This is a genomic window from Allobosea sp. GW821-FHT09G06, assembly GCF_059416005.1.
In genome coordinates, this window is sequence record NZ_JBWKOI010000001.1 from 1,828,839 (window position 1) to 1,854,299 (window position 25,461).

Below are 25,461 nucleotides of genomic sequence, written 5' to 3' on the forward strand. Positions count from 1 at the left end.
GGCAGATCTTCATGGCGATATTCAATGATATCAGCATCTTGCCTGGATTAACCATGCTGGCACGACGCTTGCCAGTACTGGGCCGTGGCGACTGCGCTGGGGAGCGTCGAGGTTGCCGCGGGACATGATCGGGAGTTGAGCCGTGGAGAACGCGCTTCTCATCGGCCTGTCGCGCCAGGTGGCTCTGGCGCGCGAGCTGGACGTCATCGCCAACAACATGGCGAATGTCGGCACCAATGGATTCAAGGCGCGCAGCGCGCGCTTCAACGAATTCCTCATGCCTGGCGCGAAGGCCGATGCCTTCAAGCCGGCCGACCGGCCGCTGTCCTATGTCATCGACAAGGGCACGCCGCTCGACCTGTCGCAGGGGGCGCTGGAACTGACCGGCAACCCGCTCGACGTGGCGCTGAAGGGCGACAACTACCTCGTCGTGCAGACGCCGAACGGCGAGCGCTACACCCGCGCCGGCTCCCTCAATATCGACCGGCAGGGCCGGCTCGTGACCCAGACCGGCCTGCCGGTGATGGGCGAGGCCGGGCCGATCGCCTTCGGTTCCAGCGAGCACTCCATGCGGATCGCCGCCGACGGCACCGTCAGCAGCGACCAGGGCACGCGCGGCAAGCTGCGCCAGGTCCGCTTCGCCGATCCGGCGACGCTGGCGAACGAAGGCACCAACCTGTTCTCGTCCACCGTGGCAGCCCAGCCGGCCGGCCCGGAAGCGCGGCTGGAACCCGGCGCGATCGAGCGCTCCAACGTCAAGGCCGTGGTCGAACTGACCCGCCTGATGGAGGTGCAGCGCAATTACCAGAGCATCGCCAACATGATCAGCAAATCCGATGAACTGCGCAGCCGGGCGATCTCGCGCCTGGCCGACCAGCAAGCCTGATAGCGGAAGGGAGCACGCACCATGCGCGCCATGCAGACAGCCGCGACCGGCATGATGGCCCAGGAGATGAACGTCCAGGTCATCTCCAACAACATCGCGAACGTCCGGACCACCGGTTACAAGCGCCAGCAGGTCCATTTCCAGGATCTGCTCTATGAAAATTTCCGGCGCGCCGGCTCGGCCACCTCGGACCAGAACACCCAGGCGCCCGCCGGCACCTTCATCGGCTCCGGCGTCAAGACGGTCTCGACCGGCCGCGTCATGACCCAGGGCAATATCAGCCCGACCGAGAAGCCCTATGACCTCGCCATCCGCGGCGAGGGCTTCTTCCGCGTCCGCATGCCGGACGGCCGCACCACCTATAGCCGCGACGGCTCCTTCGACCTCGACGCCCAGGGCCAGCTCGTCACCCGCGACGGCTATCAGGTCGAGCCCGGCATCACCGTGCCCAACAACGCCTCCAGCGTCAGCATCAACGCGCAGGGCATCGTCGAGGCGATGGTGCCGGGGCAGACCGCGCCGCAGCAGCTCGGCCAGATCCAGCTCGTGCGCTTCGTCAACAAGGTCGGCCTCGAGTCGATCGGCGACAATCTCTATGTCGAGACGGCCGCCTCGGGCCAGCCGATCGACGGCTTCGGCGGTGGCGAAGGCTTCGGCACGCTGCAGCAGAACTATCTCGAAGAAGGGAATGTCCAAGCGGTGACGGAGCTCTCCTCCCTCATCGCCGCGCAGCGCGCCTACGAGATGAATTCCAAGGTCATCACCGCCGCCGACCAGATGATGTCGGCGACGACCCAGATGTTCCGCGGCTAAGGGGGGTAAGCATCATGATCCGTCTCTCCCTGGTCGCCCTGCTGCTCTCCGGCACCGCCGCCTTCGCCTCGCCGCAGCAGGCCCAGCCCGCGCCGGTCGCGATGGCTTCGGCCGTCGCGGCTCCGGCTGCCGCCGCGCTGCCGTCCAAGCTGCAGCTGCGCCCCGAGGTCAATCTCGGGCGCGATCTCGTCACCTTCGGCGATCTCATCCCCGGCCTTGCCGGCGAGGCCGCGGCGACGGCGGCCTTCCGGGCGCCGGCGCTCGGCGAGACCGGCACGATCCAGGTCGCTCGCATCGTCGAGGCGGCCCGCTCGGCCGGCATCGTCCGCGATGCCAGCGAGATCCAGAGCCAGGGTTTCGCGCAGGTCGTGGTGACGCGGGCCGCACGCCGTGTCACGGCGCTCGATCTCGAAGCCGCGGTGAAGGCCGGGCTGCAGGAGCGCTTCGGCGTCGATGCCCGCATCTTCGCTCTGGCGATCGATGGCGGGGCGCCGAGCGTCGCCGTCGAGCCCGAATTGACCGGTGAGGTCGCGGTGGTCGATCTCTCCTTCGATGCCCGCTCGCGGCGCTTGCAGGCTCGCCTCGCGGTGCCCGGCAGCGCGGCGATGCGGCTGAAGCCGCTGCGCATCTCCGGCCAGCTCGTCGAGACCATGGAGGTCGTGGTGCCCAAGCGCCTGATCGCCCGTGGCGAGACGCTCGGCAAGGATGACGTCACCGTCGAGCGTCGCCCGCGCGAGGGGCATGGCACCGAGATCATCGGCGATACCCGTGCCGCCATCGACAAGGTCGCGCGCCGCGCCCTGCTCGCCGGCGTGCCGCTGCGCGGCAGCGACGTCCAGCGCGAGGAGATCGTCGGCAAGGGCGACCTCGTCACCATCGTCTACGAGGCGCCGGGCCTGCTGATCACGTTGCGCGGCAAGGCCAACGAGGCCGGCGCGATGGGCGATGTCGTCTCCGTCACCAATCCCCAGTCCAAGCGCGTGCTGCAAGGCAAGATCTCCGGTCCCGGGCGGGTCTCCGTCCAGCCGTCGACCGCCGGCCGCGTCGCCAGCGCCCAGTAAAGTCCGTGGAAACCGCCATGCACGCCAATCGCCTCGCCAAGCTCTCCGGGCTCCTGCTGCTGGCCGCCTCGCTCGGTGCCTGCGGCATCGGCGATCGTCTCGCCAATGTCGGCCAGGCGCCGACGCTGTCGCCCGTCGACGACCCGACCGCTGCCAAGGGCTACAAGCCGGTGCAGATGCCGATGCCGGAGGTGGCGCATGCCTCCTACGCGCCGAATTCGCTCTGGCGCACCGGCTCGCGCGCCTTCTTCAAGGACCAGCGCGCCCGCAATGTCGGCGATCTCGTCACCGTCAAGGTCAAGGTCACCGACAAGGCCCAGCTCAACAACACGACCAAGCGCAGCCGCAAAAACGGCGAGGATTTCGGCGCCGACAACACCTTCGGCTTCGAGAACAAGCTCGATGCGTTCCTGCCCAACGGCGCCAAGGCCTCATCGCTCCTGAAGCTCGATTCCGATGCGTCCAGCGAGGGCGCGGGCTCGGTCAACCGCTCCGAGACGCTGGCGACCAATGTCGCGGCGGTCGTCACCCAGAACCTGCCCAACGGCAATCTCGTGATCGAGGGCAAGCAGGAGATCCGCGTCAATTTCGAGATCCGCGAGCTGATCGTCGCCGGCGTGATCCGGCCCGAAGACATCGAGTCCGACAACACCATCGACTCGACCAAGATCGCTCAGGCCCGCATCGCCTATGGCGGCCGCGGCCAGATCACCGATGTCCAGCAGCCGCGCTACGGCCAGCAGGTGATGGATATCCTACTGCCCTTCTGACCCTCTTCACCGGAATCCCGGACGGCGCGGAACGCTCCCCCTTGTCTCCGCGCCGGACGGATGGCGGTCTCTCCCGAGCCGCCACCATCCCGGCCGCCTGCCACGCTCCCCAAGCTTTCAAGGCTGGCGGCTAAAAGCCCCGCGTTCTCCCGACGCGGGGCTTCTCATCGTTCCTCAACTAAGCTCTTTCCGTCGAGAGATACGTTCCAGATGGCGGACAGGCCCTCTGCATCGCCTGCTCCCAGGCCGAATTGACGATGGGCATGTTGACCTAGGGACATCCTTACGCTGTGATGATGGCGGACCTGCTGCCTCGACGAGGCTTGAGCGGAGTTGTGCGGCAGCTCTGACCATGCCTCCGGCGACAGGAGTACCGTCATGACGGCAGCCGTGAACCCCGTCGCACCTCATCACCTGCCGAGCTTCATTACTGCGCCGGGGGGAACGGACTACCTGATGGTGGTCGCGGCGATCATCCTCATCGGCGCGGTTCTGGGCATTGGGCTGCTTTTCCTGCGCCTGCACACCCTGCCCGAGCGGATGGCGCACAAGACGCACAAGATCCAGTTCGAGATCGTCGCCGTTCTCGGCTTGCTCGCGCTCTTCACGCATGTCCACGCCTTCTGGGTCGCCGGCCTGCTGCTCGCCCTGATCGACCTGCCCGACATTCCAGGGATGTTCGGCCGGATGGCCGGCTCCCTCGAGAAAATGGCCGGCATCGCACCGGGCACCGGCGGCGACGCGGCATCGGACGCGGAGACTGCCGTCCCCGGGCCGGACGGGAATGCGCCGTATGCTGGCGCCAGCGTCGAGGAGAAGAACCATGCTTGAGCTTCTCGTCTGCGCGCTCTTCACGCTCCTTCCTGACTATCTTTATCGCCGCTACGGCCAGGGCAAGCGGTTCGGCCGCGAGCTCACGCTCTATTCGGTCTGGTTCGAACTGCGCTGGGGTCTCGTCACCTGCGTGATGCTGACGGTCGGCCTGATCACCGTGATCTTCTACAACCACCCCTCCACGACCAGCGCCACGGTCTTCTTCCGCACGGTCCCGATCGTGCCGGAGATCAATGGTCGCGTTGCGCAGGTCCACGTCGGTTACAGCGCGAAGATCGAAAAGGGCGCGCCGATCTTCACGCTCGACAGCAAGAGCCAGGAGGCAGCCGTCGAGGCCGCGCGGCGCAAGATCGCCGAGGTCGACGCGACGCTGGCCGTCGCGAAGGCCGATATCCTCGCTTATGACGGCAAGATCCAGGAAGCGAAGAGCGCGCTGCAGCAGGCGCTCGACGAATTGCAGACCAAGCGCGAGCTCAGGCAGCGCAATGAGAACGTCGTCGCCACCCGCGAGCTCGAGCGGCTCGAGAACATCGTGGCCGGGCGCGAGGCCGCGGTTGCGTCGGCGACGGCCTCGCAGGCGGCCGCCCAGACCAAGATCGTGACGCTGTTGCCGGCCGAGCGTGCGAGCGCCCAGGCGGCCTTGGCCCAGGCCGAGGTGGAGTTGGGCAAGACCGTGGTGCGGGCCGGCTTCACCGGGCATGTCGAGCAGTTCACGCTGCGGGCTGGCGACGTCGTCAACCCCTTCATGCGTCCGGCCGGGATCATCATCCCTGAAGAAGCGGGAAGGGGCAGGATGCAGGCCGGCTTCGGTCAGATCGAGGCGCAGGTGATCAAGGTCGGCATGGTTGCCGAGGTGACCTGCATCTCGAAGCCCTGGGAGGTCATCCCGATGGTGGTGACGGGTGTGCAGGACTTCATCGCCGCGGGCCAGCTCCGAAGCGGAGAGCAACTGATCGACGCACAGCAGGTGATCCGGCCCGGAACGATCCTCACCTATCTCGAGCCGCTCTACCAGGGCGGGCTCGACGGCGTGACGCCCGGCAGCAGCTGCATCGCCAACGCCTATAGCAACAACCACGACATCATCGCCGCGAAGGAAACCGGCACGCTGCGTCGTATCGCGCTTCATGCCGTCGATGCGACCGGGCTGGTCCATGCCATGCTGCTGCGCATCCAGGCGCTCGTCCTGCCGGTCAAGACCCTCGTGTTCAGTGGCCACTGACGGCGGGCGGGGCCGGCGCTAGTCCTCGGATCGGCCGGCGGAGTCGCGATCGCGCTCATACCGCTTCTTCAGCGGGAAGGGCGGCAGCCAGGCTTCGCGGCGAATGGTCCAGAGCTCGTAGGTCGGCACCAACTGGTCCGGCACGTCCAGCGAGCCGAGATTGATCTCGACCTCGTCACCGCTGCGCCCGAAGACCGTGGAGCCGCAGCGGGGGCAGAAGAACCGTCCGCCATAGTCGCGAGCTTCCCCTTCGATCGTCACCGCGTCCTGCGGAAAGATCGCCGACGCGTGGAAGAGGGCGCCGTGATATTTGCGGCAATCCAGGCAATGGCAGATGCCGACCCGGTAAGGGCGCCCCGATGCCACGACCCGGATGTCACCGCACCGGCAGCCGCCCGTGAAACGGTCCATGCCTCGTCTCCTCCTGTTCGCCCGCCTTCGCCGCGAGAACGTACCGCCGAAGCGGCGGTTCCTTGACGCAAAAAGGCCCCGCATCCTTCGACGCGGGGCCTTTCGAAAAGCCGGTAGAGCCAGCTGCTACTCAATCGTCGCGGAAGACGCGCTCGTTGCGCTCGTGGCGCTCCTGCGCTTCCAGCGAGAGGGTCGCGATCGGGCGGGCTTCGAGGCGCTTCAGCGAGATCGGCTCGCCGGTCTCCTCGCAGTAGCCGTAGGAGTTGTCGTCGATCCGGGCGATGGCCGCATCGATCTTGGCGATCAGCTTGCGCTGCCGGTCGCGGGCGCGCAATTCGATGGCGCGGTCGGTTTCGGAGGAGGCCCGGTCGGCGATGTCCGGATGATTCTCGCTCTCGCTTTGCAGCGTAACCAGGGTTTCCTTGGCCTCCCGCAGGATCTCGTCCTTCCAGGCGAGGAGCTTGCCGCGGAAATACTCGCGTTGACGGTCGTTCATGAACGGCTCGTCATCGCTCGGTTTGTAATCCGCCTCGATGATGATCTGCTTCGACATGGGCGCGCTCTCTAGTTTGTCGCCTCACGCACCCATCGGCTGTGCCGCGGGAGGGGAGCCGATTTGGCGCCCTTATAACGGTCCGTTTCAACTGGAACAATCGCTTCCGACAGGGCTTCAACGGCTTCGTGAAAACATGCGATCTCAGGCCGATTTTCGACGAAATCGGCAGGTTTCACGTCAATTCAGCTTGCGGATGGCTTCGGCGATGTCGGCTTCGACCAAGCGGGCGATCGGCTGGCGGTAGTGACTATGGTCGAAGAAGAGGTTGGGATCGCGCAATTCTGGCCGGTCGACTCGCCAATCGACTAGAGCGGTGCGCGGGCGCCGGGCCGCCAGATCGGCGAAAGCCTTGCGGCAGGCGGCGTCTGCCGCGGCGTCGCGCGTGCCGGGTTTCGGCAGGGCGGTGACATAGACCGGCGGGCGCAGGAGAATCAGCGCGGTCTCGGCCGGAGCGGCCTGCATCAGCGCTTCCAGCCCCGTCGCTGCCGGGAAGGGGCCATCGACATTGCCGCCGCCGGTCTCGAGCGGCTTCTGCAGCCGGGCGATGATCTCGGGATTGGTGCCGTAGCCCTGCACGCCGTAGCCCGATTCGTAGTCCCAGTAGCCGTCCGGGCGGGCGCGCTCGGCCTTGCGCGAGGTCAGGTAGGAGATACGGCGGGGCAATTCCTCCAGCAGGTCGAAGCGCATCAACCCGCCGACATAATCGGACAGGCTGCGGCTCATGAGCCAGAAGGGGAAGGGCTTCTCGTTGGGCAGCGCGGGATTCGCCGTGCACCAGTAATTGTCGATGCCGATCACGATCGCCTTCGGCGGCGTCTTGCGGTGATGGCGCAGGAACCAGTCGATCGTCGCGAAGGTCTCCTTCGGCATGGTCGCCGGCGCGATCAGCGAGACGAAGGGGATGCCGGTCCTCGTGCGCAATTCCTCCGGCGAGATCAGCTGGATATGCGAGTTGCCGAAGATGGCACCCGTGAAACTCGGATCGCGGCCGCGGCTGGCCAGTGCCGTGCGCGGCCCCTGCGGGCGCACGCCCTCCTTGAACTTCAAGGGCGAGCGGCCGGAATCATAGGGGTCGATCAGGAAGGCCGCTGTGAGGAAGGCGGCAGCGATCAGCACCGCCGCGCCGAGGAAGGCGCCGGTGAAGCCCGTCCACTTCGCCGCCCGAGCGGCCTGCTCAGAACTGGAAGTAGATGAACTCATAATTGGCGTCTTCGCCGATCTTCAGCAGGATGATGACGAACAGGAGCCCGCACAGGATGGCCAGCCAACGGGCCGGCGGCAATTTGTGGACAAGGTTCCAGGCGGTGGGGCCGATGATGGCGAAGGCCGCCGCCGGCAGCAGGGCGCGCCACTTGAAGCCGGTGCCGATCGGCGCGAAGCCGAACAGGCCCTTGTAGATCGCGAGCGCGGCCTGGAAATTCGTGGCCCGGAACAGGACCCAGCACAGCGCCACGAACAGGAAGGTCAGAAGCCAGCCGAGTGCCGCCGGCATCGGCAGGTTGGCCCGGCGCCAGAACAGCGCGACGATCAGCGCCAGCCCATGCGCCACGCCCCAGGCGACGAAGGTGAGGCCGGCGCCGTGCCAGAGGCCGCCCAGCGCCATGGTGGCGAAGAGCGCCCAGACCTGCGTCGGCAGGCCGCTGCGCGAGCCGCCGAGCGGGATGTAGAGATAGTCGCGCAGGAAGCGCGACAGCGTCATGTGCCAGCGGCGCCAGAAATCCTGGATCGAGAGCGAGCGATAGGGCGCCTCGAAATTCTGCGGCAGCACGACGCCGAAGAGCAGGGCCAGGCCCAACGCCATGTCGGTATAGCCGGAAAAGTCGAAATAGATCTGGAAGGTGAAGGCGAGCGTCGCCTGCCAGGCCTCCATGAAACTGATGACCTTGCCGGCGGCGGCCGCCGCGAAGACAGGGTTGGCATATTCGGCGAGGGGATCGCCGATCATCACCTTCTTGGCGAGGCCGAAGGTCAGCAGCATCAGGCCGCGCGCGATCCGCTCGGCCGCGTCCGGGCGCTGATAGGGCCGCTCGTCGAGCTGGTGCATGATCTCGCGCCAGCGCACCAAAGGGCCGGCGAGCACCTGCGGGAAGAAGGCGATGTAGAGCGCGTAACGGACGAGATCGTAGCGCGGCGCCTGCCCGCGCCGGAGATCCGTCAGGTACATGATGTGGTGGAAGGTGAAGAACGAAATGCCGAGCGGCAGCGCGATGTCGAATTTCGGCGCCGGCAATCCGGGAATCATTCCAGCGAGATCCGCGAAGAAGTTGAAGTACTTGAACACCGCCAGCACGGCGAGGTTCAGGACGATCGCGAGCGTGATCAGCGCCCCGGACTTCGTCTTCTGGAAGGTTTCCGCGATCAGCCAGTTCAGCCCGATCGAGAGCGCCAGCAGCGGCAGGAAGCGCCAGTCCCAATAGCCGTAGAAGGCGAAGGACAGCGCCACCAGCACCGGCAGCCGCAGGCTCGGCGCAAAGCGCTCCGCCCCCCAGTGAAGGGCAAGCGCGAGCGGCAGGAAGGCGAGCAGGAAGGCAAAGGAGTTGAAGAGCATCGGGCGGGGAGCGGATCAAAGGATGGCTGCCGCCTTAGACCATTATCGGCGGCGAGTCATGTCGCGGCTGGCATCGAGGGGGAGAGGAGCAGGAAGCGTGGGCCACGAGTTCCTCAGTCCACAATTTCAATCAATCGATTGATTGAAATTGTGATTGATGCTATGAAGATCGCATGAAAGCCATTTCAGTCAAGGATGCGGGAACGCGCGAGGCGCTGATCCGGGCCGGGCTCGACCTGTTCGGGCGGCACGGGTTCGAGGCGAGTTCGATCCGCGAGATCGCCCAGGCGGCGGGCGTCAACAGCGCCGGCATCGCCTATCATTTCGGCGGCAAGGACGGCCTGCGCCAGGCCTGCGCCGAGGCGGTCGTCGCGACGATGAAGCAGCGGGTCTTCGGTGCAGCCGCTGCCATGCCGCCGCTCGACGGGCTCGCGCCGGAGATGGCGGTGGAATTGCTGCTCGGCATCGTCGGGCGGGTCGCCGCTTTCGCCACGCAGGCGCAAGAGAGCGAGACCATCGCCCGCTTCGTCCTGCGCGAGATGATGGAGCCGACCTCGGCCTTCGAGACACTTTACGAGGGGCTGGTCGGCCCGGTCCACGGCCAGCTCTGCCGGCTCTGGGCAGCCGCGACCGGCATGGCGCCGGAGGCCCAGGAGACGAAGCTCGCGGTCTTCGCGACGATCGGGCAGGTGCTCTATTTCCGGCTGGCCCGGCCGGCCGTGATGCGGCGCATGGGCTGGAGCACGATCGACACGGCTGAGAGCGAGGCGATCGCCGGGGTCATCCGCGCCAATGTCCGCGCGAGCATCGCCGGCACGCGGGAGAACAGGTCATGATCCTCGGCTTCCTCTGCTCCTTCGGCCTGATCGCCGGGAGCTTCTCCGCCTGTGGCGGCGATACGGTCCGGATCGCCGGCTATGTCGAGGGCGAGTACGTGCGGCTCGGCCCGATCGACACCGCCCGCATCGAGCATATCGATATCCGTCGCGGCGACCGCGTCGAGGCCGGCAAGGTCGTCGCCGGGCTGGAGACGACCGACGCCGAGAACGCAGTTCGCGAGAGCGAGGCGCGACTGGTCCAGGCGCAGGCGCAGCTCGACAACCTGCGCAGCGGCAAGCGCCCGGAGGAGATCGCGGTGATCGAGGCCAATCTCGCTTCGGCCAAGGCGCAGCAGCGCGAGGCCGAGCGGGCGCTCGACCGCCGGCAGGACCTGCTGCGGCGCGGTGTCTCCACCCAGGCCGATTTCGACCAGGCGGAAACGGCGCGCGATGTCGCCGCCGCGAGCGTCCGCCAGAATGCCGCCAATCTGGATGTCGCGCGCCTGCCGGCGCGGCCGGACGAGATCAAGGCAAGCGAGAACGCGGTCGAGCAGGCCAAGGCGGCGCTGGCGCAGGCGCGCTGGCGGCTGTCGCAGCGCCAGCTCGTCGCGCCCTCGGCCGGGCGGATCAGCGACGTGCTGCGCCGGGTCGGCGAGCTCGCGGGGCCGAGCGCGCCGGTGCTTCTGATGCTGCCGGACGGCGCCGCCAAGCTGATGCTGTATGTGCCGGAAGTGCGGGTCTCCGGCGTGACGACGGGCATGAAGCTCGATGTCCGCTGCGACGGTTGCGCGCCCGGCCTGACCGCGACCGTGACCTATGTCTCGCCGGAGCCCGAGTTCACCCCGCCGGTGATCTATTCGGCGCAGACGCGCCAGAAGCTGGTCTATCTCGTCGAGGCGCGGCCGGATGGCGGCCCGCAATCGGCACTTCAGCCCGGCCAGATCGTCGATGTGACGCTCAGGGGGCAGCGGTGAGCGCGCCGCTCGCCATCGATGTTCGCGGCATGACCAAGCGCTTCGGCAAGCGCACGGTGGTCGACGATGTTGATCTTGCGGTGGCGACCGGCGAGATCGTCGGCTTCCTCGGCCCCAATGGCTCGGGCAAGACGACGACGATCCGGATGATCTGCGGGTTGCTCAAGCCCGATGCCGGGGAGGGCACGGTGCTCGGGCTCGATGTCCGCACGCAGAGCGCTGCGATCAAGCGTCAGGTCGGCTACATGACGCAGCGCTTCTCCTTCTACGAAGACCTGACCATCGCCGAGAACCTGACCTTCGTGGCCAGGCTTTATGAGCTCAACCCGGTTGATGAGGCCGTGGCGAAGACGCTGGACGGGCTGGGCCTGACCTCGCGCAAGGACCAGCTCGCCGGTACGCTCTCGGGCGGCTGGAAGCAGCGCTTGGCGCTCGCGGCCTGCATCATGCACCAGCCCAAGCTCCTGCTGCTCGACGAGCCGACGGCCGGCGTCGATCCCAAGGCGCGGCGCGAGTTCTGGGACGAGATCCATCGGCTGGCCGGCGATGGGCTGACCGTGCTGGTCTCGACCCATTACATGGACGAGGCCGAACGCTGCCATCGCATCGGCTACATCGCCTATGGCCGCATGCTGGCGACGGGAACCGTCGAGGAGGTGGTGAAGGGCTCTGGGCTCGTGACCTATGTTGTGCATGGCGCGCTGAAGCCTGCCCAGATCCGGGCGCTGGAGGCGACTGAGGGCGTCGAGCAGGTGGCGCCCTTCGGCGCGACGCTGCATGTCGTCGGCGCCGACCGGAGCAAGCTGGAAGCGGCGCTGGCGCCCTTGAAAAACGAGGCCGGCCTCAAGGTCGAGCCCGGCGAGACCAGCCTCGAGGATGTCTTCATCAAGTTCATGACCGGCGCGCAGGAGCGGGCGGCATGATCTCCCTGTTCTCGCCCCGCCGGCTCGGCGCGATGCTGGCCAAGGAATTCGTGCAGATGCGGCGCGACCGCATCACCTTCGCCATGATGCTGGCGGTGCCGATCGTCCAGCTCCTGCTCTTCGGCTACGCCATCAACAACGATCCGCGCGGCCTGCCGGCGGCGATCCTCGCGCTCGGGCAGGATCGTTATACGCGCGCCGTGGTCTCGGCGCTGGAGGTCTCGAACTATTATCGCTTCGGCGAGCGGCCACAGAGCGCGGCCGAGGCCGAAAGCCTGATGGCGAAGGGCGAAATCTCCTTCCTCGTCACCATTCCCAGCGATTTCGGCGCCCGCGTCGAGCGGGCGGACAAACCGCGCATCCTGGTCGAGGCCGATGCGACCGATCCGGCTGCGGCGAGCGGCGCGGTCTCGGCGCTCGGCACGATCGCGAGCCGGGCCTTGCAGCGGGCGCAAGGGCGCGAGCCAGTCACCGATCCGGCCGGCGCCAGCGGCGACAGCCTCTCCTTCGTCGTGCACCGGCGCTACAACCCGGAGAACATCACCCAATACAACATCGTGCCGGGCCTGCTCGGCGTCATCCTGCAGATGACCATGGTGATGATGACGGCGATGGCGCTGACCCGCGAGATCGAGCGCGGCACCATGGAGAACTTGCTTGCCATGCCGGCGACGGCGGGCGAGATCATGCTCGGCAAGGTCTTGCCTTATCTCGCCGTCGGCGCCGTGCAGGTGGTGATCGTGCTGGGAGCGGCGAAATTGCTCTTCGCCGTGCCGTTCCTCGGCGGGCTCGGGCTGCTGCTCACTTGCGTATTGATCTTCGTGCTGGCGCTGGTGCTGCTCGGCTACACGATCTCGACGGTGGCGCGCACGCAGCTTCAGGCGATGCAGCTCACCTTCTTCTTCTTCCTGCCGTCCTTGATGCTGTCCGGCTTCATGTTTCCCTTCGCCGGCATGCCGGCCTGGGCGCAGGCGCTGGGCGAACTCTTCCCGCTGACGCATTTCCTGCGGATCATCCGCGCGATCATGCTGAAAGGTGCGGGCCTCGGCGATATCGGCGACGAGGTGTTCTATCTCAGCCTGTTCGTGCCGGTTTACGCGGGGCTCGCGCTGATGCGGTTCCGGAGCACGCTGGACTGAGCGAAGTCACTGCGCGACGTTCGGGTCGCGGCAGTGACTTGCAAAATGATAGTCACTGCATTAGCTGGGGCGTATGCAGCCCCGGCTCATCCCGCTTGCCGAATGTCCCTGCGCCCGCGCCGTCGAGGCCGTCGGCGAATGGTGGAGCATCCTGATCCTGCGCGATGCGCTGCAGGGCTTCACCCGCTTCGACGAGTTCCAGCGCAGCCTCGGCATCGCGCCGAACATGCTGGCGCGGCGCCTGAAGCATCTCACCGAGGCCGGATTGTTCGAGCGGCGGCTCTACAGCGAACGGCCGAAGCGCTACGAATATGTGCTGACGGAGAAGGGCCGGGACTTCTTTCCCGTGGTCGCGGCGCTGGTCGCCTTCGGCAATCGCCATCTCGCGCCGGAAGGGCAGGCCCTGCTGCTCGCCGATCGCGAAAGCGGGCGTGCGGTCATGCCGGCCTATGCCGATGCGCAGAGCTTGCAGCCCGTGAATCCCGACAACGTCACCGTCATCGCCGGCCCGCAGGCCAGCCCCGGCATGCTGCAACGCCTCGCCATCGTGGCGGCGCGGGATGCGGCTGCGCCGGCCTCCCACACATAGGAGCTTTCCATGCGCCGTATTGTCGTCACCGGAATGGGCGTGGTCTCGCCGCTCGGCTGCGGGACCGAGATCGTCTGGCAGCGCCTGCTTGCTGGACGCTCCGGGCTGCGGCGCCTGCCGGATGCGATCGTCGAGACGCTGCCGGCCAAGGTCGCGGGCATCGTGCCGCTCAAGGCCGAGGATGCCGAGGGCGGCTTCGATCCCGATGCGGTGATCGCACCGAAGGACCAGCGCAAGATGGATCGCTTCATCCAGTTCGCGCTGGTCGCCGCCGAGGAGGCACTGGCGCAGGCCGGCTGGCGGCCGCAGAGCGAGGCCGAGCGCGAGCGCACCGCGACGGTGATCGCCTCGGGCATCGGTGGCTTCCCGGCGATCGCGGAAGCCGTGCGGACTGTCGACCAGCGCGGGGCGCGCCGGCTCTCGCCCTTCACGATCCCGTCCTTCCTCGTCAATCTGGCCGCCGGCCATGTCTCGATCGAACACGGCTTCAAGGGGCCGATCGGCGCGCCCGTCACGGCCTGTGCCGCCGGCGTGCAGGCGATCGGCGATGCGGCCCGCATGATCCGGGCTGGCGAGGTCGATATCGCGCTCTGCGGCGGCACCGAGGCCTGCGTCGATCTCGTCGCGCTCGGCGGTTTCGCGGCGGCCCGCGCACTCTCGACCGGCTTCAACGACGAACCGGAGAAGGCTTCGCGACCCTTCGACCGGGATCGCGACGGCTTCGTCATGGGCGAGGGCGCCGGGCTTCTGGTGATCGAGGCGCTGGAGCATGCGCAGGCGCGCGGCGCGACGATCCTGGCGGAGCTGACCGGCTACGGCACCAGCGCCGACGCCTATCACATCACCTCGGGACCCGAGGACGGCTCCGGCGCGCGGCGGGCGATGGAGACCGCGCTGAGACAGGCAGGTCTCCGTCCGGCCGATATCGCCCATCTCAACGCCCATTCGACCTCGACCCCGGTCGGCGACCGTGGCGAGCTTGCCGCGATCAAGGCGGTGTTCGGTGATGAGGGCGGCATCGCGATCAGCGCGACGAAATCCGCGACCGGCCATCTACTCGGCGCGGCCGGCGGGCTGGAGGCGATCTTCACGATCCTTGCGCTGCGCGACCAGATCGCCCCGCCGACGCTCAATCTGGAGAACCCGGACGAGGCGGCGGCCGGGCTCGACCTCGTTGCGAAGACAGCGCGGCCGCTCGCGATGGAGCATGCCATCTCGAACGGCTTCGGCTTCGGCGGCGTGAATGCCAGCGCCGTGTTCAGGCGCTGGCCGTAAGCAGCCGATTCAGAGCGGAATGTTGTCGTGCTTGCGCCAGGGGCGTTCGACGCTCTTGGTGCGCAGCATGGCGAGGGCCCGGGCGATGCGGCGGCGTGTCGAGTGCGGCATGATCACCTCGTCGATATAGCCGCGCTCGGCCGCGACGAAGGGGGACATGAAGCGGTCCTCATATTCCTTGGTCTGGCGCGCGATGGTTTCCGCATCGCCGCCACGGAAGATGATCTCGACCGCGCCCTTGGCGCCCATCACCGCGATCTGCGCCGTCGGCCAGGCATAGTTGACGTCGGCGCCGATATGCTTCGAGGCCATCACGTCATAGGCGCCACCGAAGGCCTTGCGGGTGATGATCGTGACCAGCGGCACTGTGCATTCGGAGTAGGCGAAGAGCAGCTTGGCGCCGTGCTTGATCAGGCCGCCATATTCCTGCGCCGTGCCCGGAAGGAAGCCGGGAACGTCGACGAGCGAGACGATCGGAATCTCGAAGGCGTCGCAATAGCGCACGAAGCGGGCGGCCTTGCGCGAGGCGTCCGAGTCGAGCACGCCGGCCAGCACCATCGGCTGGTTGGCGACGATGCCGACGGTCCGGCCTTCGATGCGGCCGAAGCCGGTGACGATATTGCCGGCATAGGCCTGCTGGATCTCGAAGAAGTCGCCCTCGTCGACCGTCTTCAGGATCAATTCCTTGATATCGTAGGGCTTGTTCGGATTGTCGGGCACAAGCGTGTCGAGGCTCATGTCGACGCGATCAGGCACGTCGAATGACGGCCATTCCGGCACGCCGGCCGTGTTGTTCGCCGGCAGGAAGTCGAGCAGGCGGCGCACCTGTAGGAGCGCCTCGACATCGTTCTCGAAGGAGCCGTCGGCGACCGAGGACTTCGACGTGTGAACCTTGGCGCCGCCGAGTTCCTCGGAGGTCACGGTCTCGTTGGTGACGGTCTTCACCACCTCCGGGCCGGTGACGAACATGTAGGAGGTGTCGCGGACCATGAAGATGAAATCGGTCATCGCCGGCGAATAGACGTCGCCGCCGGCGCAGGGACCCATGATCACCGAGATCTGGGGGATGACCCCCGAAGCCTGCACATTCCGCTTGAAGACCTCGCCATAACCGCCGAGGGCCGCGACGCCTTCCTGGATGCGGGCGCCGCCGGCATCGAACAGGCCGACGATCGGCGCGCGCATCTTCAGCGCCATGTCCTGGATCTTGATGATCTTCTGGGCGTGCGTCTCCGACAGCGAGCCGCCGAAGACGGTGAAGTCCTTCGAGAAGACGAAGACGGTGCGGCCGTTGACCGTGCCCCAGCCGGTGACGACGCCGTCGCCGGGGATCTTCTCGGCCTTGTCCATGCCGAAATCGACGGCGCGATGCTGCACGAACATGTCGAACTCCTCGAAGGAGTCCTTGTCGAGCAGGAGCTCGATGCGCTCGCGCGCCGTCAGCTTGCCGCGCTTGTGCTGCGCCTCGATGCGGCGCTCGCCGCCGCCCTTGCGGGCGCCCTCGCGGCGGGTTTCGAGCTGTTCGAGGATGTCCTTCATGGCGGCAGGCTCCCGGCCGGAAATCGCGTCTCAAAAGCCGGCTTAAGCGGCGATCGCGCATGAGTCCATTACGACGTTTGCTGAAGCGGGAACCGCAATCATGCGGAACGTGCGGCCGGATTGCCGAGCGCGTCGTTCAGTTGGACGGCTTCCTGAACCAGCTTCGTCACCAGCGCGGGGTCGACGCTGTCGCCCTCGCGCAATTCCCAGGTCGCCAGTTCGTATTTGCCGCCGGCCTTGAGGCGCGGCGCGACCTCGCGCAGGCGCTTGCCGCGCCAGAAGCCGAACAGGACGCGCTTGTCCTCGGCGCGGATCAGCAGGAGCGGTCCGTTCGAGAAATAGACGAGATGGGTCCATTTGATCCGCTCGTCGAGCGGGGCGGCGGCGCGGACATCCCGCCGCAACTGCTCGACGAGGGCGCGCTGCCAGCCGGAGAGGGCTTCGACGTAAGCATCGGGAGATGTCGCCGCCGGCCCCATTTTCATCGTGCCTAGCCTTTCAGCAGCAACAGTACGGCCGCGTCGAATTCGCGGCGGCGGATGACGCGGCGCTCTACTGCTTCCTCGTCCTGGCCCCAGATGCCGATCTGGTAGTCCTCGTCGAGATGGGCGGCATCCCAGACGGTGTCCGGATCGATCCGCCGGTTTGCCAGCGCCAGCGTGAGGATGGCCGAGCCGGTCAGCGTCATGACGTTATGGGCGCCGGCGAGCGCGAGCGGGGCGGGGATTTTCCCGACGTGGCGGGCGACGGCCGCGAGCGTCTCCTCCGGCTGCTGCGCGAACACGATGCCTTCCGCCAGCAGGAAGCGGGCGCCGATCAGTGCCTCGATATCGCCGAGGATCGGCTGCCAGATTTCGTTCTGCCGTTCGACCAACGCCTCGGGCTCGCCAGCGCGGTAGCAGAGCGCATCGGAGCCGGCATAGCGGACGATCTCGGCGCGCACGGCCTCCTGCTGGTTCTCGACGCCGTCGAGCGCGGAATTGACGAGTCGGGTCAGAGGCATCCGGGCGGGGTCGATGCGTTCGGCCTGTGCCTGCCATTCGACGGCGAGAGCTTCCGCGACGGGGCGGGAGGTCACCGCGAGCTGTTTGCGGGCCGGGGTCCGCGCCGTTTTGCCGTCGAGGGCGACATGGAATAGACCGTCCCGCTCCAGAACGCCGGCCTCCTTGTAGAAGCGGGCGGGCAGGGGATTGCGCATCGCCTGCTGGGCTGCGGCGACGGGGTCGGGCTGGCTGGCGCCGGGCGAGCCGAAACGGGCGAGGAAATCGTCGGTGGACATGGCCCCGCCATAGCGCATTCGCGCCCGGCAGGGAAACCCGCGTTCAGAGCCCGTTTGGAAACACAGCCCTCATCCTGAGGAGCCGCGAAGCGGCGTCTCGAAGGGTGTTCCAGTGATCTCCGGAGCCCCCTGAAGTATCCTTCGAGACGCCATTCTCAAGAGAATGGCTCCTCAGGATGAGGGCTGCGGGAGTTTCCAAACAGACTCTCAGGCGGCGCGGATCCGGCCGAGGAACTGCGCGACCTCCGTGTCGAGATGCACCGACTGGCGCGAGAGCTTGTCGGCGGATTCGGCGACATGGCTGGCGGCCTCGTCGGTTTCCGCGGCGATGCGGCTGACGATGTCGATATGGCCGGCGGCGAAGACGGTCTCGTCGGCGGCGCGCCGGATGATCTGGGCGATGTTTGCGGCGGCGGCATTCTGCTGCTCGACCACCGTCGCGACATTGCCGGAGATCTGGTTGAGCGAGCCGACGGTGGCGTTCATGGCGTCGATCGCGCCGATCGCCTCGGAGCTGGAGTCGCGGATGGCGCCGATCTGGTTCTGGATTTCCTCAGTCGCGCGCCAGGTCTGGTTGGCGAGCGACTTGATCTCCTGGGCGACGATGGTGAAGCCGCCGCCGGAATGGCCGAGGCGGGCGGCCTCGATCGAGGCGTTCAGCGCGAGCAGGTTGGTGTGCTTGGCGATGGTCGAGATCGCGTCGGTGATGTCGCCGATCTGGCCGGCCTTGCGCGACAACTCGCCGACCGTATCGAGCACGGCCTGAGCCTGCCGGGTGGTCTCGCCGACGACACGGGTGGTTTCCGCGACCTGGCGGTCGACCTCGGCGAAGGAATGCGCCAGCTCCGCCGTGCCTTGCGTGACGGCGACGACGTTGGAGGAGGTCTGGCGCGAGGATTGCGACGCCGCGCTGGACCGTTCGGACACCTCGACCGCGCCGGTCTTCATCTGCTGCGAGGCGATGCGCAGGGACTGCACGGAAGCGATGACGTCACGCGCGATGCCGGCGATCTCGCGCTCGAAATCGTCGGCGACGTTGTGCAGGACCTGACGGCGGACGAGGGCGCCCCGTTCCATCGTCTCGGCGAGATCCTGACGTGCCTCATCCGCCGCGGCGCGGGCGGCATCGGCCGCATCACGCTCGTGCGCCGAAATCTCGAGCGACTGGCGCAGCGACCAGACAACGCAGCTGAGCGCGACCGATTGCACGGCCACGATCAGGCCGTGCAGCAGCACGCGGTCGATCTGGTTGCCGTTGAGGAAGACCGCGCCGGGGAACAGCAGGCTCAATGCGAGGTGATGCACGACGATGGCCAGTGTCGCGGGGATGAAGATGCGCCAGTCCAGCCAGCCGGCGAGCACCGCCAGCATGGCGAAGAAGTACATGTGCATGTCGGACTGGTAGGGATGGCCGGCGAAGGCATAGACCAGCAGCATGACCTGGCCCATGGTCACGATGCTCGTGATCTGGCGCGTGATCCAGCCGGTGCGCTCGATGCGCCAGACCATCGTCCCCAGCACCGCCAGCACGACGACTGCGAGTACGAGAGTGGGGCTTCTCAGCGGCGAGCCCGACGGCGTTCCGAGCGCCAGAAAGGCGGCGTTCGCCCAGAGGATCGCAATCAGGAAGCGGGAGAAGCGCTCGCGAAAGCGCAGGACGTCGTTCATCGGCTGCTCCCTGGGGCACTCCCGGTGCAGAGCTTGGCAAAGGCCGCATCGATGACGAGCCAGGCTCCCGCGCCGTAGAGCGCCGAGACGAAGCCGTCGCGTTCTCCCATGGTGAAGGCGACCGAGGAGCCTGAATCGATCTGCAGGAGGCTGCCGCTCGCGCCGGTGACGGCCTGAGCGATTTCCGCCGTACCGGTTCCAGCGGGGAAGAAGGCCGCCATCGGCCGCCCCGGCGCGGGCCAGGCTGCAATCAGGAGAGCGGCGACCGCCATCGCGACGCCGCAGATCAGGCCGAAACCGATCTCGCGCATATGATCCTCCCGGTTGTCCGGTCAGGCAGACGGAAACCTAGACGGGCAGGTTACGGAGGCCGGCTTTATGCTTGGTAAATTGCTTCGCTAACGTTGCGGTATGTGCCTGATTCCGATTCAGGGTCTGAAGCGATCCTGCCAGGCGGGCCTGGCGCCGGGGAAGGACAGGGCTGTGGCGGCATGGACGCCGCGCGCCACGGCGCGGGCCAGCACATCGGCCGCGGTGGCGCAAAGCTCCGTCATCGCGAAGGCATCCGAGGGAGCGCCGCTGTAGCCCGTCGCCGCGGCGAAGACGATGTCGCCGTCAAGCGGTGCATGGGCCGGGCGGAGCGCACGCGCGAGCCCGTCATGGGCGGCGAGCGCGAGGCGGCGCGCCTGCGGCTTGGTCAGCACGGCATCGGTCGCGACGAGCGCGATTGTGGTGTTCTGGCCGGTGCCGCCCTTGAAGCGCAGGGCCGTGTCCTCGGGCGTGATGGTCGCGGGCCAGCCGAGGCCGCCGAATTCTCCATCGCGCTCGTAAGGGCCTGCCCAGAAATGCGGGCCGTCGCCGATCGTGGCGCTGCCGACGGCGTTGACTGCGACGAGAGCGCCGACGATCTGCCCGGTCGCCGCCCGCGCGCTCGCCGAGCCGAGGCCGCCTTTCAAGGTCGCGGTCGTCGCGCCGTAACCTGCGCCGGCCGAGCCGAGCGCGAAACTGGCGGAAGCGGCGGCGGCAGCTTCGGCACCGAGGCGGGCATAGGGTGTCTCGCCTTCGCCACGCGCCCAGGGCTTTTCGCCGCCATTCATCAGGTCGAACAGGATCGCCTGCGGGACGATCGGCACGCGGAAGGCGCCGACCGGAAAGCCGCGTCCCTCCTTGGCCAGCCAGTGCATCACGCCGTCTGCCGCGCCAAGGCCCCAGGCCGATCCGCCCGAGAGCACGATCGCATCGATATGCTCGACGGTCATCTCGGGAATGAGCAGGGCGGTGTCGCGGGTGCCGGGCGCGCCGCCTAGCACGGCGGCCGAGGCGATGGTGGGCCGTTCGAAGATCGCGGCCGTGACGCCGGTCGCTGCTGTAGCGTCATGCGCCTGGCCAACGAGCAGGCCGCGAACATCGGTGATGAGGTTGTGCATGAGGAAACCCGATGGCGAACCGAATCGCGCCGAAGGCGTTGTTGCTACATTACGATCTTTTCATCTGCTGGCCATTGCCGGGTCAGGCCTGCAGGATCAGGCTGGTGTCATCGCCTATCGGCTTCGAGACCCGCTGCGCGACGCTTCGACTGACTGCTTCAAGGGAGGTTGCTCCGTGAAACCCATCGCCCTCATCGCCGCATCGTCGATCGCGATGCTCGCCGGCAGCTTCGCGCTGGCGCAGCCGCAACCGGTTCCACCCGCGGGCGGCGACCAGAAGCAGGAGCGCACCGAGAGCCGCGAGCAGCGCCGCGACGAATGGCGTGAGCGCCGGGCCGAGCGTGCCAAGGCGCGGCTCGACGAGCGCCTGTCGAAAGTGCGGGCCGATCTCAAGCTGAGGCCCGAGCAGACGGCGCTGTTCGACAAGGTCGAGGGCCTCATCAAGCAGCGCAGCGCCGATCGTGGCGCCGTCTGGAACCAGATGCGCGAGCGGCGCGAGGCGTTGCGCCATGCCGACCTGATGGAGCGGCTCGACGCGACCGCCAACCAGCAGGGCGAGCGCGCTGCCCGCTCCAAGGAACTCGCCGATGCCGTGCGCCCGCTCTGGACGACGCTCAGCGACGAGCAGAAGACGGTGCTGCGCCGCTCGGTGCGCGAGGCGATGGCGGAAGGGCGCGAGCGTTTCCGCGAGATGCGCGCCTGGCGCGGCGGCTGGCATGACGACGATCGCGGCGAGCGCCGGGATCGTGGCGAGCGCAGACAGTGGCGCGATCGCGACGACCAGCACGACGATTGAGCGCTGACCTCAATCCGTTGCCAGACCCATGATTGAAGAGAGCCGCGTCCGGATCCGGACGCGGCTCTCTTCATGTGGTTAGACGGCGTTGGCTTCAGGTGCCGACGGCATCCGAGACGCATTTCTTGGTGAAGCTGTTCTTGGCGGCGCCCGCCAGCTTCTTGTCGGCGGCCTGCTTGTCGCAGGCGGCGCCGGCATCCTTCTCGCATTTGGTCAGGAAGCTCGTCTTGGCGGCGCCGGCGAGCTTCTTGTCCGAGGCTTGAAGGTTGCAGCTTTGCGCCTGGGCGGCGCCGGCCATGCAGCACAGGGCGAAAGCCGTCAGCAGAAGTCTTTTCATGCGAATCTCCTCTCCGGAACGATGACGCTACGCTACCCCGCGATCGGGAGATACGGAGAAGAACGATCTCGCCCCGCTTTCGCCAAAATTACTAACGCATGGAATTCGCTGGGAATTCAGGCGTTTACCATATCCATTCAGGTTGGATTCACGGCTCGCCATTTACGCTTTGTCAGTGATTGCGATGCGAAAGGTGAACCATGAAGCAGACATGGTCATGCTGGGCGATGCGGGCCTTCATCGGCTCCGTCTTCATCGTCTGCCTGTTCGGTCCCTACGCACTGTCGATCCTGATCGGCTGCGTGGGCGTGGGCTGCTACTTCTTCCGCAATGAGGTCGGCTCGCATCTCTGAGCCGCGGATAGTCCTCTTCATCCCGACCAGGACCGCCTTTGCCGCTTCGTCATGCGGCCCATTCTACCTGATCCGGCGCAGGTGACAGGTTTTCACCTTGCCGCCGCGGCCATCCGAGCGCCAGACGCAGCCCGATCGAGACGGCGTGCGGTCATAGAGATGAATCTCTGCGCGTCGCTTCCGGTTGAAGCTCTGATTCGAGAAGTCGTGCCCGCCGACGCGGACATTGCGCCCGAAGCGGACCTCGGCCGAGGCGGCCGACGGCTGCGCAACGCTTAATCCCACGGTCATCGCGAGCAGGAATGCGGCGGTCGCTAACGCGTCGGCAATCGCTTTCAAAACCCTCACGCCATCCTCTCGATTGCAGTCGACGGCCGCATCATGCCGAGAAGCTCGGCTCCAGAACGAAAAAGGGGACGGCCCGAAGGCCATCCCCTGAATTGCGTCTCAGCCTCGAAAGGCTGAGGGCGTTGCCGCCGATCAGCGCGAGTAGAACTCGATGACCAGGTTCGGCTCCATCTGCACCGCGTAGGGCACGTCCGACAGGGTCGGGGTGCGGGTGTAGGTGGCGGTCGACTTGCTGTGGTCGGCGTCGATGTAGTCAGGCACGTCGCGCTCGGCGAGAGCAGCCGACTCGATGACGATGGCGAGCTGGCGCGAGCTCTCCTTGACCGCGATCACGTCGCCCGGCTTGACCTGATAGGAAGCGATGTTGACGCGCTTGCCGTTCACGGTGATGTGGCCGTGGTTGACGAACTGGCGGGCCGCGAAGACGGTCGGCACGAACTTGGCGCGGTAGATCACCGCGTCGAGACGGCGCTCGAGCAGGCCGACGAGGTTCTCGCCCGAGTCGCCCTTCAGGCGGATCGCCTCGGCGTAGTAGCGGCGGAACTGCTTCTCGGAGATCGAGCCGTAATAGCCCTTCAGCTTCTGCTTGGCGCGGAGCTGCGTGCCGAAGTCGGACGGCTTGCCCTTGCGGCGCTGGCCGTGCTGGCCGGGGCCGTATTCACGACGGTTGACCGGGGACTTCGGGCGGCCCCAGATGTTCTGACCGAGGCGGCGGTCAATCTTGTACTTCGCCTCATGGCGCTTCGACATATCGCGTGTCCTCTCAGGTTCGCGAGTTGAGGACCGCGCCCTCCTGCTCCTCGACTTTGGCCGAGGCGACAGATCCAGCTTCCGAAGAAGAGCGGATCACGGGTGCGGAAAAAGCCACGCGGCCCCGTGAGGAGCCGCGCGACGAGAGGGCGTATGACGGAAAGCCGGCTTCGAGTCAATTCCGGGACGACGAAATGCCGTTCGCCAGCGCCATCGGCTCGACGATGACCTGCGCGAGGCCGTAGCCGGCCAACGCGATCCGCAAGGGGCCGGTGAGGCCGGAGCCGCTGGTGAAGACGGCGACAGCCTCCGGGCAGGCAAGATCAGGCTCGCGGGAGCCGGACAACAGATCGGCGACGCGGCGCGCGATCGCTGGCGCCGGATCGATCCATTCCACCGGCCAGGGCGCGAGCCGCTTCATCCGCTCCAGCAGCAGGGGGTAATGCGTGCAGGAGAGCGTCACGACATCGGTGCGGCGACTGTCCGATTCGACGAAGCAGGGTGCGATCTCGGCGGCGAGGACGGCGTCGTCGACGGTCTCGCCCTTCAGGGCCTGCTCGGCGAGCCCGGCGAGGCGCGTCGCGCCGACGAGCGTGACGCGGTGGCTGGCCGCATAGGTCTCGATCAATTCGCGTGTGTAGTCGCGCGCCACCGTGCCGGGGGTGGCGAGGACAGAGATCATGCCGCTGCGGGTCGCCGCTGCGGCCGGCTTGATCGCGGGCACGGTGCCGACGAAGGGGATCGCGAAGCGCGCTCTTAGGGCTGGCAGCACCAGCGTCGAGGCGGTGTTGCAGGCGATGACCACGAGATCGGGATGGAAGCGCGCGACGAGGCGTTCCATCACCGCGAGCACGCGAATGACGAGTTCGTCCTCGCTCAGGCGGCCATAGGGAAAGCCGGCATCGTCGGCGGCATAGACGGTATGGGCGCCGGGACAGGCCCTTGTGGTGCGGCCGAGCACGGTGAGGCCGCCGAGGCCGGAATCGAAGACGAGGATGGTCGGCCGGGGCCGGGGGATCGCAAGGGGGCGGTGGCCCGTGCCGGCGAGGAGATCGACTTGCATGATGATGCCGAGGGATTTCAAAGCCCGACTCCGCCAGACACCGGTTAAGAGACGGTCAATGGCGCGTTTATCCACTGTCTCGAAATTTAGTTGACTCTGTCCACTAAATGGATTGGCATCGCTGTGGAGGTGAGCCATGGATGCCGTCGAGACCGAAGCCGTCGCCGCGATCCGCCGCTTCAACCGCTTTCACACCCGTTGGGTGGGGGCGCTCGGCGGCAGCCTGCATGGTTCGGGTCTCGCGCTGGCCGAGGCGCGCGTGCTCTATGAACTGGCGCAGCGCGACGACTGGCAGGCGGGCGAGATGGCCAGGGTGCTTGATCTCGATCCGGCCTATCTCTCGCGCATCCTCAAGCGTTTCACGGGGCAGGGCTGGCTCGAACGGACTCGTTCGGCCGCCGATGGGCGTGCCTTGCGCCTGCGTTTGACGGAAAAGGGCAGGGCGGCCTTCCAGCCATTGGACCAGGCTTCCAACGCGCAGGCGGGGGCCATCCTGCAACGCCTCGCGCCGTCCGAGCAGGCCCGCCTCGTCACCGCGCTTGCCGATACAGCGCGTCTTCTCTCCGGAGAGACAGGTGATCGCCCGGCTCCCGTCATTCGCGAGCATCGCGCTGGCGACATGGGCTGGGTCATCGGCGCCCATGGCCGGCTCTATGCCGAGGACTATGGCTGGGACATCTCCTTCGAGGCGCTCGTCGCGGAGATCGCCGCGAAGTTCCTGCGGGAGTTCAAGCCCGGTCGCGAACGCTGCTTCATCGCTGAGCTGGACGGTGGGCCCGTGGGTTCGGCCTTCGTCGTGCAGGAGGACGGGGCGACCGCCAAGCTCCGGCTCGTGCTGGTCGAGAGGCGGGCGCATGGGCTCGGGCTCGGCAAGCGGCTCGTCCGCGAGGCGATCGGTTTTGCCCGCGCCGCCGGCTACGAGCGCATGGTGCTCTGGACCAACGACATCCTGCATGCGGCGCGCGGCATCTATGTCGGCGAGGGTTTTCGGCTGGTGGCCGAGGAAAAGCACCATTCCTTCGGCCACGACCTTGTCGGCCAGAACTGGGAACTGACGCTCCGGCCGAGCGCGGCCTGACGCG

At 67.1% G+C, this 25,461-nt stretch carries 29 protein-coding genes; 15 read left to right on the forward strand and 14 right to left on the reverse strand.

Annotated features, from left to right (window positions below; translation table 11 throughout):
• Positions 1-142 precede the first annotated feature (142 nt).
• From flgF to AC07NY_RS09015, 6 genes are all read left to right on the forward strand, one after another.
• Positions 143-886 (forward strand): flagellar basal-body rod protein FlgF, encoded by a 744-nt coding sequence (gene flgF, locus AC07NY_RS08990; protein WP_492287297.1) that lies wholly within the window; start codon positions 143-145, stop codon positions 884-886.
• A 21-nt stretch (positions 887-907) separates the two neighbouring features.
• Complete coding sequence (gene flgG / locus AC07NY_RS08995) at positions 908-1,699, forward strand: flagellar basal-body rod protein FlgG (RefSeq protein WP_494583339.1); 792 nt, start codon at positions 908-910, stop codon at positions 1,697-1,699.
• A gap of 14 nt (positions 1,700-1,713) precedes the next feature.
• A complete protein-coding gene (gene flgA / locus AC07NY_RS09000) occupies positions 1,714-2,760 on the forward strand; it encodes a flagellar basal body P-ring formation chaperone FlgA (protein WP_494583341.1) in 1,047 nt (348 codons plus the stop codon).
• Positions 2,761-2,777: 17 nt separating this feature from the next.
• The gene (flgH, locus tag AC07NY_RS09005) at positions 2,778-3,530 is read left to right on the forward strand and encodes a flagellar basal body L-ring protein FlgH (RefSeq protein WP_494583342.1); all 753 of its coding nucleotides are present in this window, start codon (positions 2,778-2,780) and stop codon (positions 3,528-3,530) included.
• Positions 3,531-3,908: 378 nt separating this feature from the next.
• A complete protein-coding gene (locus AC07NY_RS09010; protein WP_494583343.1) occupies positions 3,909-4,361 on the forward strand; it encodes a hypothetical protein in 453 nt (150 codons plus the stop codon).
• Positions 4,354-5,586 (forward strand): HlyD family secretion protein, encoded by a 1,233-nt coding sequence (locus AC07NY_RS09015; RefSeq protein ID WP_494583344.1) that lies wholly within the window; start codon positions 4,354-4,356, stop codon positions 5,584-5,586. Before AC07NY_RS09010 ends, AC07NY_RS09015 begins: the two co-directional genes overlap by 8 nt.
• A gap of 18 nt (positions 5,587-5,604) precedes the next feature.
• On the opposite strand, the gene AC07NY_RS09020 is transcribed toward AC07NY_RS09015, so the two are convergent.
• The 4 genes from AC07NY_RS09020 to AC07NY_RS09035 all read right to left on the reverse strand — a co-directional run bounded on the left by AC07NY_RS09020 (position 5,605) and on the right by AC07NY_RS09035 (position 9,101).
• Positions 5,605-5,997: a GFA family protein gene (locus tag AC07NY_RS09020; RefSeq protein WP_494583346.1), complete on the reverse strand. Its 393-nt coding sequence runs from the start codon at positions 5,995-5,997 to the stop codon at positions 5,605-5,607.
• Between the two features lie 130 nt (positions 5,998-6,127).
• Positions 6,128-6,550, reverse strand: a complete 423-nt coding sequence (gene dksA / locus AC07NY_RS09025; RefSeq protein ID WP_492287303.1) for an RNA polymerase-binding protein DksA — start codon at positions 6,548-6,550, stop codon at positions 6,128-6,130.
• A 180-nt stretch (positions 6,551-6,730) separates the two neighbouring features.
• Positions 6,731-7,753, reverse strand: a complete 1,023-nt coding sequence (locus AC07NY_RS09030) for a hypothetical protein (RefSeq protein ID WP_494583347.1) — start codon at positions 7,751-7,753, stop codon at positions 6,731-6,733.
• Positions 7,728-9,101 (reverse strand): MBOAT family O-acyltransferase, encoded by a 1,374-nt coding sequence (locus AC07NY_RS09035; protein ID WP_494583349.1) that lies wholly within the window; start codon positions 9,099-9,101, stop codon positions 7,728-7,730. Before AC07NY_RS09035 ends, AC07NY_RS09030 begins: the two co-directional genes overlap by 26 nt.
• A 173-nt stretch (positions 9,102-9,274) precedes the next feature.
• Between AC07NY_RS09035 and AC07NY_RS09040 the strand changes: the two genes are divergently transcribed.
• The 6 genes from AC07NY_RS09040 (at position 9,275) to fabF (ending at position 14,819) form a co-directional block, all read left to right on the forward strand.
• Positions 9,275-9,937 carry a CerR family C-terminal domain-containing protein gene (locus AC07NY_RS09040; RefSeq protein WP_494583351.1) on the forward strand — a complete coding sequence of 221 codons (663 nt, stop codon included), beginning with the start codon at positions 9,275-9,277 and terminating at the stop codon, positions 9,935-9,937.
• On the forward strand, positions 9,934-10,893 hold the full coding sequence (locus AC07NY_RS09045) for an HlyD family secretion protein (protein WP_494583353.1): 960 nt from the start codon (positions 9,934-9,936) through the stop codon (positions 10,891-10,893). Before AC07NY_RS09040 ends, AC07NY_RS09045 begins: the two co-directional genes overlap by 4 nt.
• Before the next feature lie 29 nt (positions 10,894-10,922).
• Complete coding sequence (locus tag AC07NY_RS09050) at positions 10,923-11,816, forward strand: ABC transporter ATP-binding protein (protein WP_494583709.1); 894 nt, start codon at positions 10,923-10,925, stop codon at positions 11,814-11,816.
• Positions 11,813-12,955: an ABC transporter permease gene (locus AC07NY_RS09055; protein WP_494583355.1), complete on the forward strand. Its 1,143-nt coding sequence runs from the start codon at positions 11,813-11,815 to the stop codon at positions 12,953-12,955. Before AC07NY_RS09050 ends, AC07NY_RS09055 begins: the two co-directional genes overlap by 4 nt.
• A 73-nt stretch (positions 12,956-13,028) precedes the next feature.
• Positions 13,029-13,544 carry a winged helix-turn-helix transcriptional regulator gene (locus AC07NY_RS09060; protein WP_494583357.1) on the forward strand — a complete coding sequence of 172 codons (516 nt, stop codon included), beginning with the start codon at positions 13,029-13,031 and terminating at the stop codon, positions 13,542-13,544.
• 9 nt (positions 13,545-13,553) lie between these two features.
• Complete coding sequence (gene fabF / locus AC07NY_RS09065; protein ID WP_494583358.1) at positions 13,554-14,819, forward strand: beta-ketoacyl-ACP synthase II; 1,266 nt, start codon at positions 13,554-13,556, stop codon at positions 14,817-14,819.
• Between the two features lie 9 nt (positions 14,820-14,828).
• On the opposite strand, the gene AC07NY_RS09070 is transcribed toward fabF, so the two are convergent.
• From AC07NY_RS09070 to AC07NY_RS09095, 6 genes are all read right to left on the reverse strand, one after another.
• Positions 14,829-16,358, reverse strand: a complete 1,530-nt coding sequence (locus tag AC07NY_RS09070) for an acyl-CoA carboxylase subunit beta (RefSeq protein ID WP_492287311.1) — start codon at positions 16,356-16,358, stop codon at positions 14,829-14,831.
• A 98-nt stretch (positions 16,359-16,456) separates the two neighbouring features.
• Entirely contained in the window at positions 16,457-16,843 is a 387-nt protein-coding gene (locus AC07NY_RS09075) for a DUF1801 domain-containing protein (RefSeq protein WP_494583361.1), read from the reverse strand.
• Between the two features lie 5 nt (positions 16,844-16,848).
• The gene (locus AC07NY_RS09080; RefSeq protein ID WP_494583363.1) at positions 16,849-17,637 is read right to left on the reverse strand and encodes an ATP12 family chaperone protein; all 789 of its coding nucleotides are present in this window, start codon (positions 17,635-17,637) and stop codon (positions 16,849-16,851) included.
• Between the two features lie 207 nt (positions 17,638-17,844).
• Complete coding sequence (locus tag AC07NY_RS09085; RefSeq protein ID WP_494583365.1) at positions 17,845-19,305, reverse strand: methyl-accepting chemotaxis protein; 1,461 nt, start codon at positions 19,303-19,305, stop codon at positions 17,845-17,847.
• Positions 19,302-19,616 (reverse strand): hypothetical protein, encoded by a 315-nt coding sequence (locus AC07NY_RS09090; RefSeq protein ID WP_492287315.1) that lies wholly within the window; start codon positions 19,614-19,616, stop codon positions 19,302-19,304. The genes AC07NY_RS09085 and AC07NY_RS09090 overlap by 4 nt, the downstream gene beginning before the upstream one ends.
• Before the next feature lie 117 nt (positions 19,617-19,733).
• On the reverse strand, positions 19,734-20,732 hold the full coding sequence (locus AC07NY_RS09095) for a P1 family peptidase (protein WP_494583367.1): 999 nt from the start codon (positions 20,730-20,732) through the stop codon (positions 19,734-19,736).
• Positions 20,733-20,907: 175 nt separating this feature from the next.
• On the opposite strand from AC07NY_RS09095, the gene AC07NY_RS09100 reads away from it, so the two are divergent.
• Positions 20,908-21,528: a hypothetical protein gene (locus tag AC07NY_RS09100; RefSeq protein ID WP_494583369.1), complete on the forward strand. Its 621-nt coding sequence runs from the start codon at positions 20,908-20,910 to the stop codon at positions 21,526-21,528.
• 94 nt (positions 21,529-21,622) lie between these two features.
• Here AC07NY_RS09100 and AC07NY_RS09105 read toward each other — a convergent pair whose 3' ends face one another.
• The gene (locus AC07NY_RS09105) at positions 21,623-21,865 is read right to left on the reverse strand and encodes a hypothetical protein (protein WP_492287318.1); all 243 of its coding nucleotides are present in this window, start codon (positions 21,863-21,865) and stop codon (positions 21,623-21,625) included.
• 200 nt (positions 21,866-22,065) lie between these two features.
• On the opposite strand from AC07NY_RS09105, the gene AC07NY_RS09110 reads away from it, so the two are divergent.
• Complete coding sequence (locus AC07NY_RS09110) at positions 22,066-22,218, forward strand: hypothetical protein (protein WP_156407051.1); 153 nt, start codon at positions 22,066-22,068, stop codon at positions 22,216-22,218.
• Positions 22,219-22,281: 63 nt separating this feature from the next.
• Here the strand turns inward: AC07NY_RS09110 and AC07NY_RS09115 are convergent, their stop codons facing one another.
• From AC07NY_RS09115 to murI, 3 genes are all read right to left on the reverse strand, one after another.
• Entirely contained in the window at positions 22,282-22,557 is a 276-nt protein-coding gene (locus tag AC07NY_RS09115) for a hypothetical protein (protein ID WP_494583371.1), read from the reverse strand.
• Positions 22,558-22,698: 141 nt separating this feature from the next.
• Entirely contained in the window at positions 22,699-23,316 is a 618-nt protein-coding gene (gene rpsD, locus AC07NY_RS09120) for a 30S ribosomal protein S4 (protein ID WP_199085872.1), read from the reverse strand.
• Between the two features lie 175 nt (positions 23,317-23,491).
• Positions 23,492-24,379, reverse strand: coding sequence for a glutamate racemase (gene murI / locus AC07NY_RS09125; protein ID WP_494583373.1), 888 nt, complete (start codon positions 24,377-24,379; stop codon positions 23,492-23,494).
• Between the two features lie 136 nt (positions 24,380-24,515).
• On the opposite strand from murI, the gene AC07NY_RS09130 reads away from it, so the two are divergent.
• The gene (locus AC07NY_RS09130) at positions 24,516-25,457 is read left to right on the forward strand and encodes a bifunctional helix-turn-helix transcriptional regulator/GNAT family N-acetyltransferase (protein ID WP_494583375.1); all 942 of its coding nucleotides are present in this window, start codon (positions 24,516-24,518) and stop codon (positions 25,455-25,457) included.
• Positions 25,458-25,461: the final 4 nt, after the last annotated feature.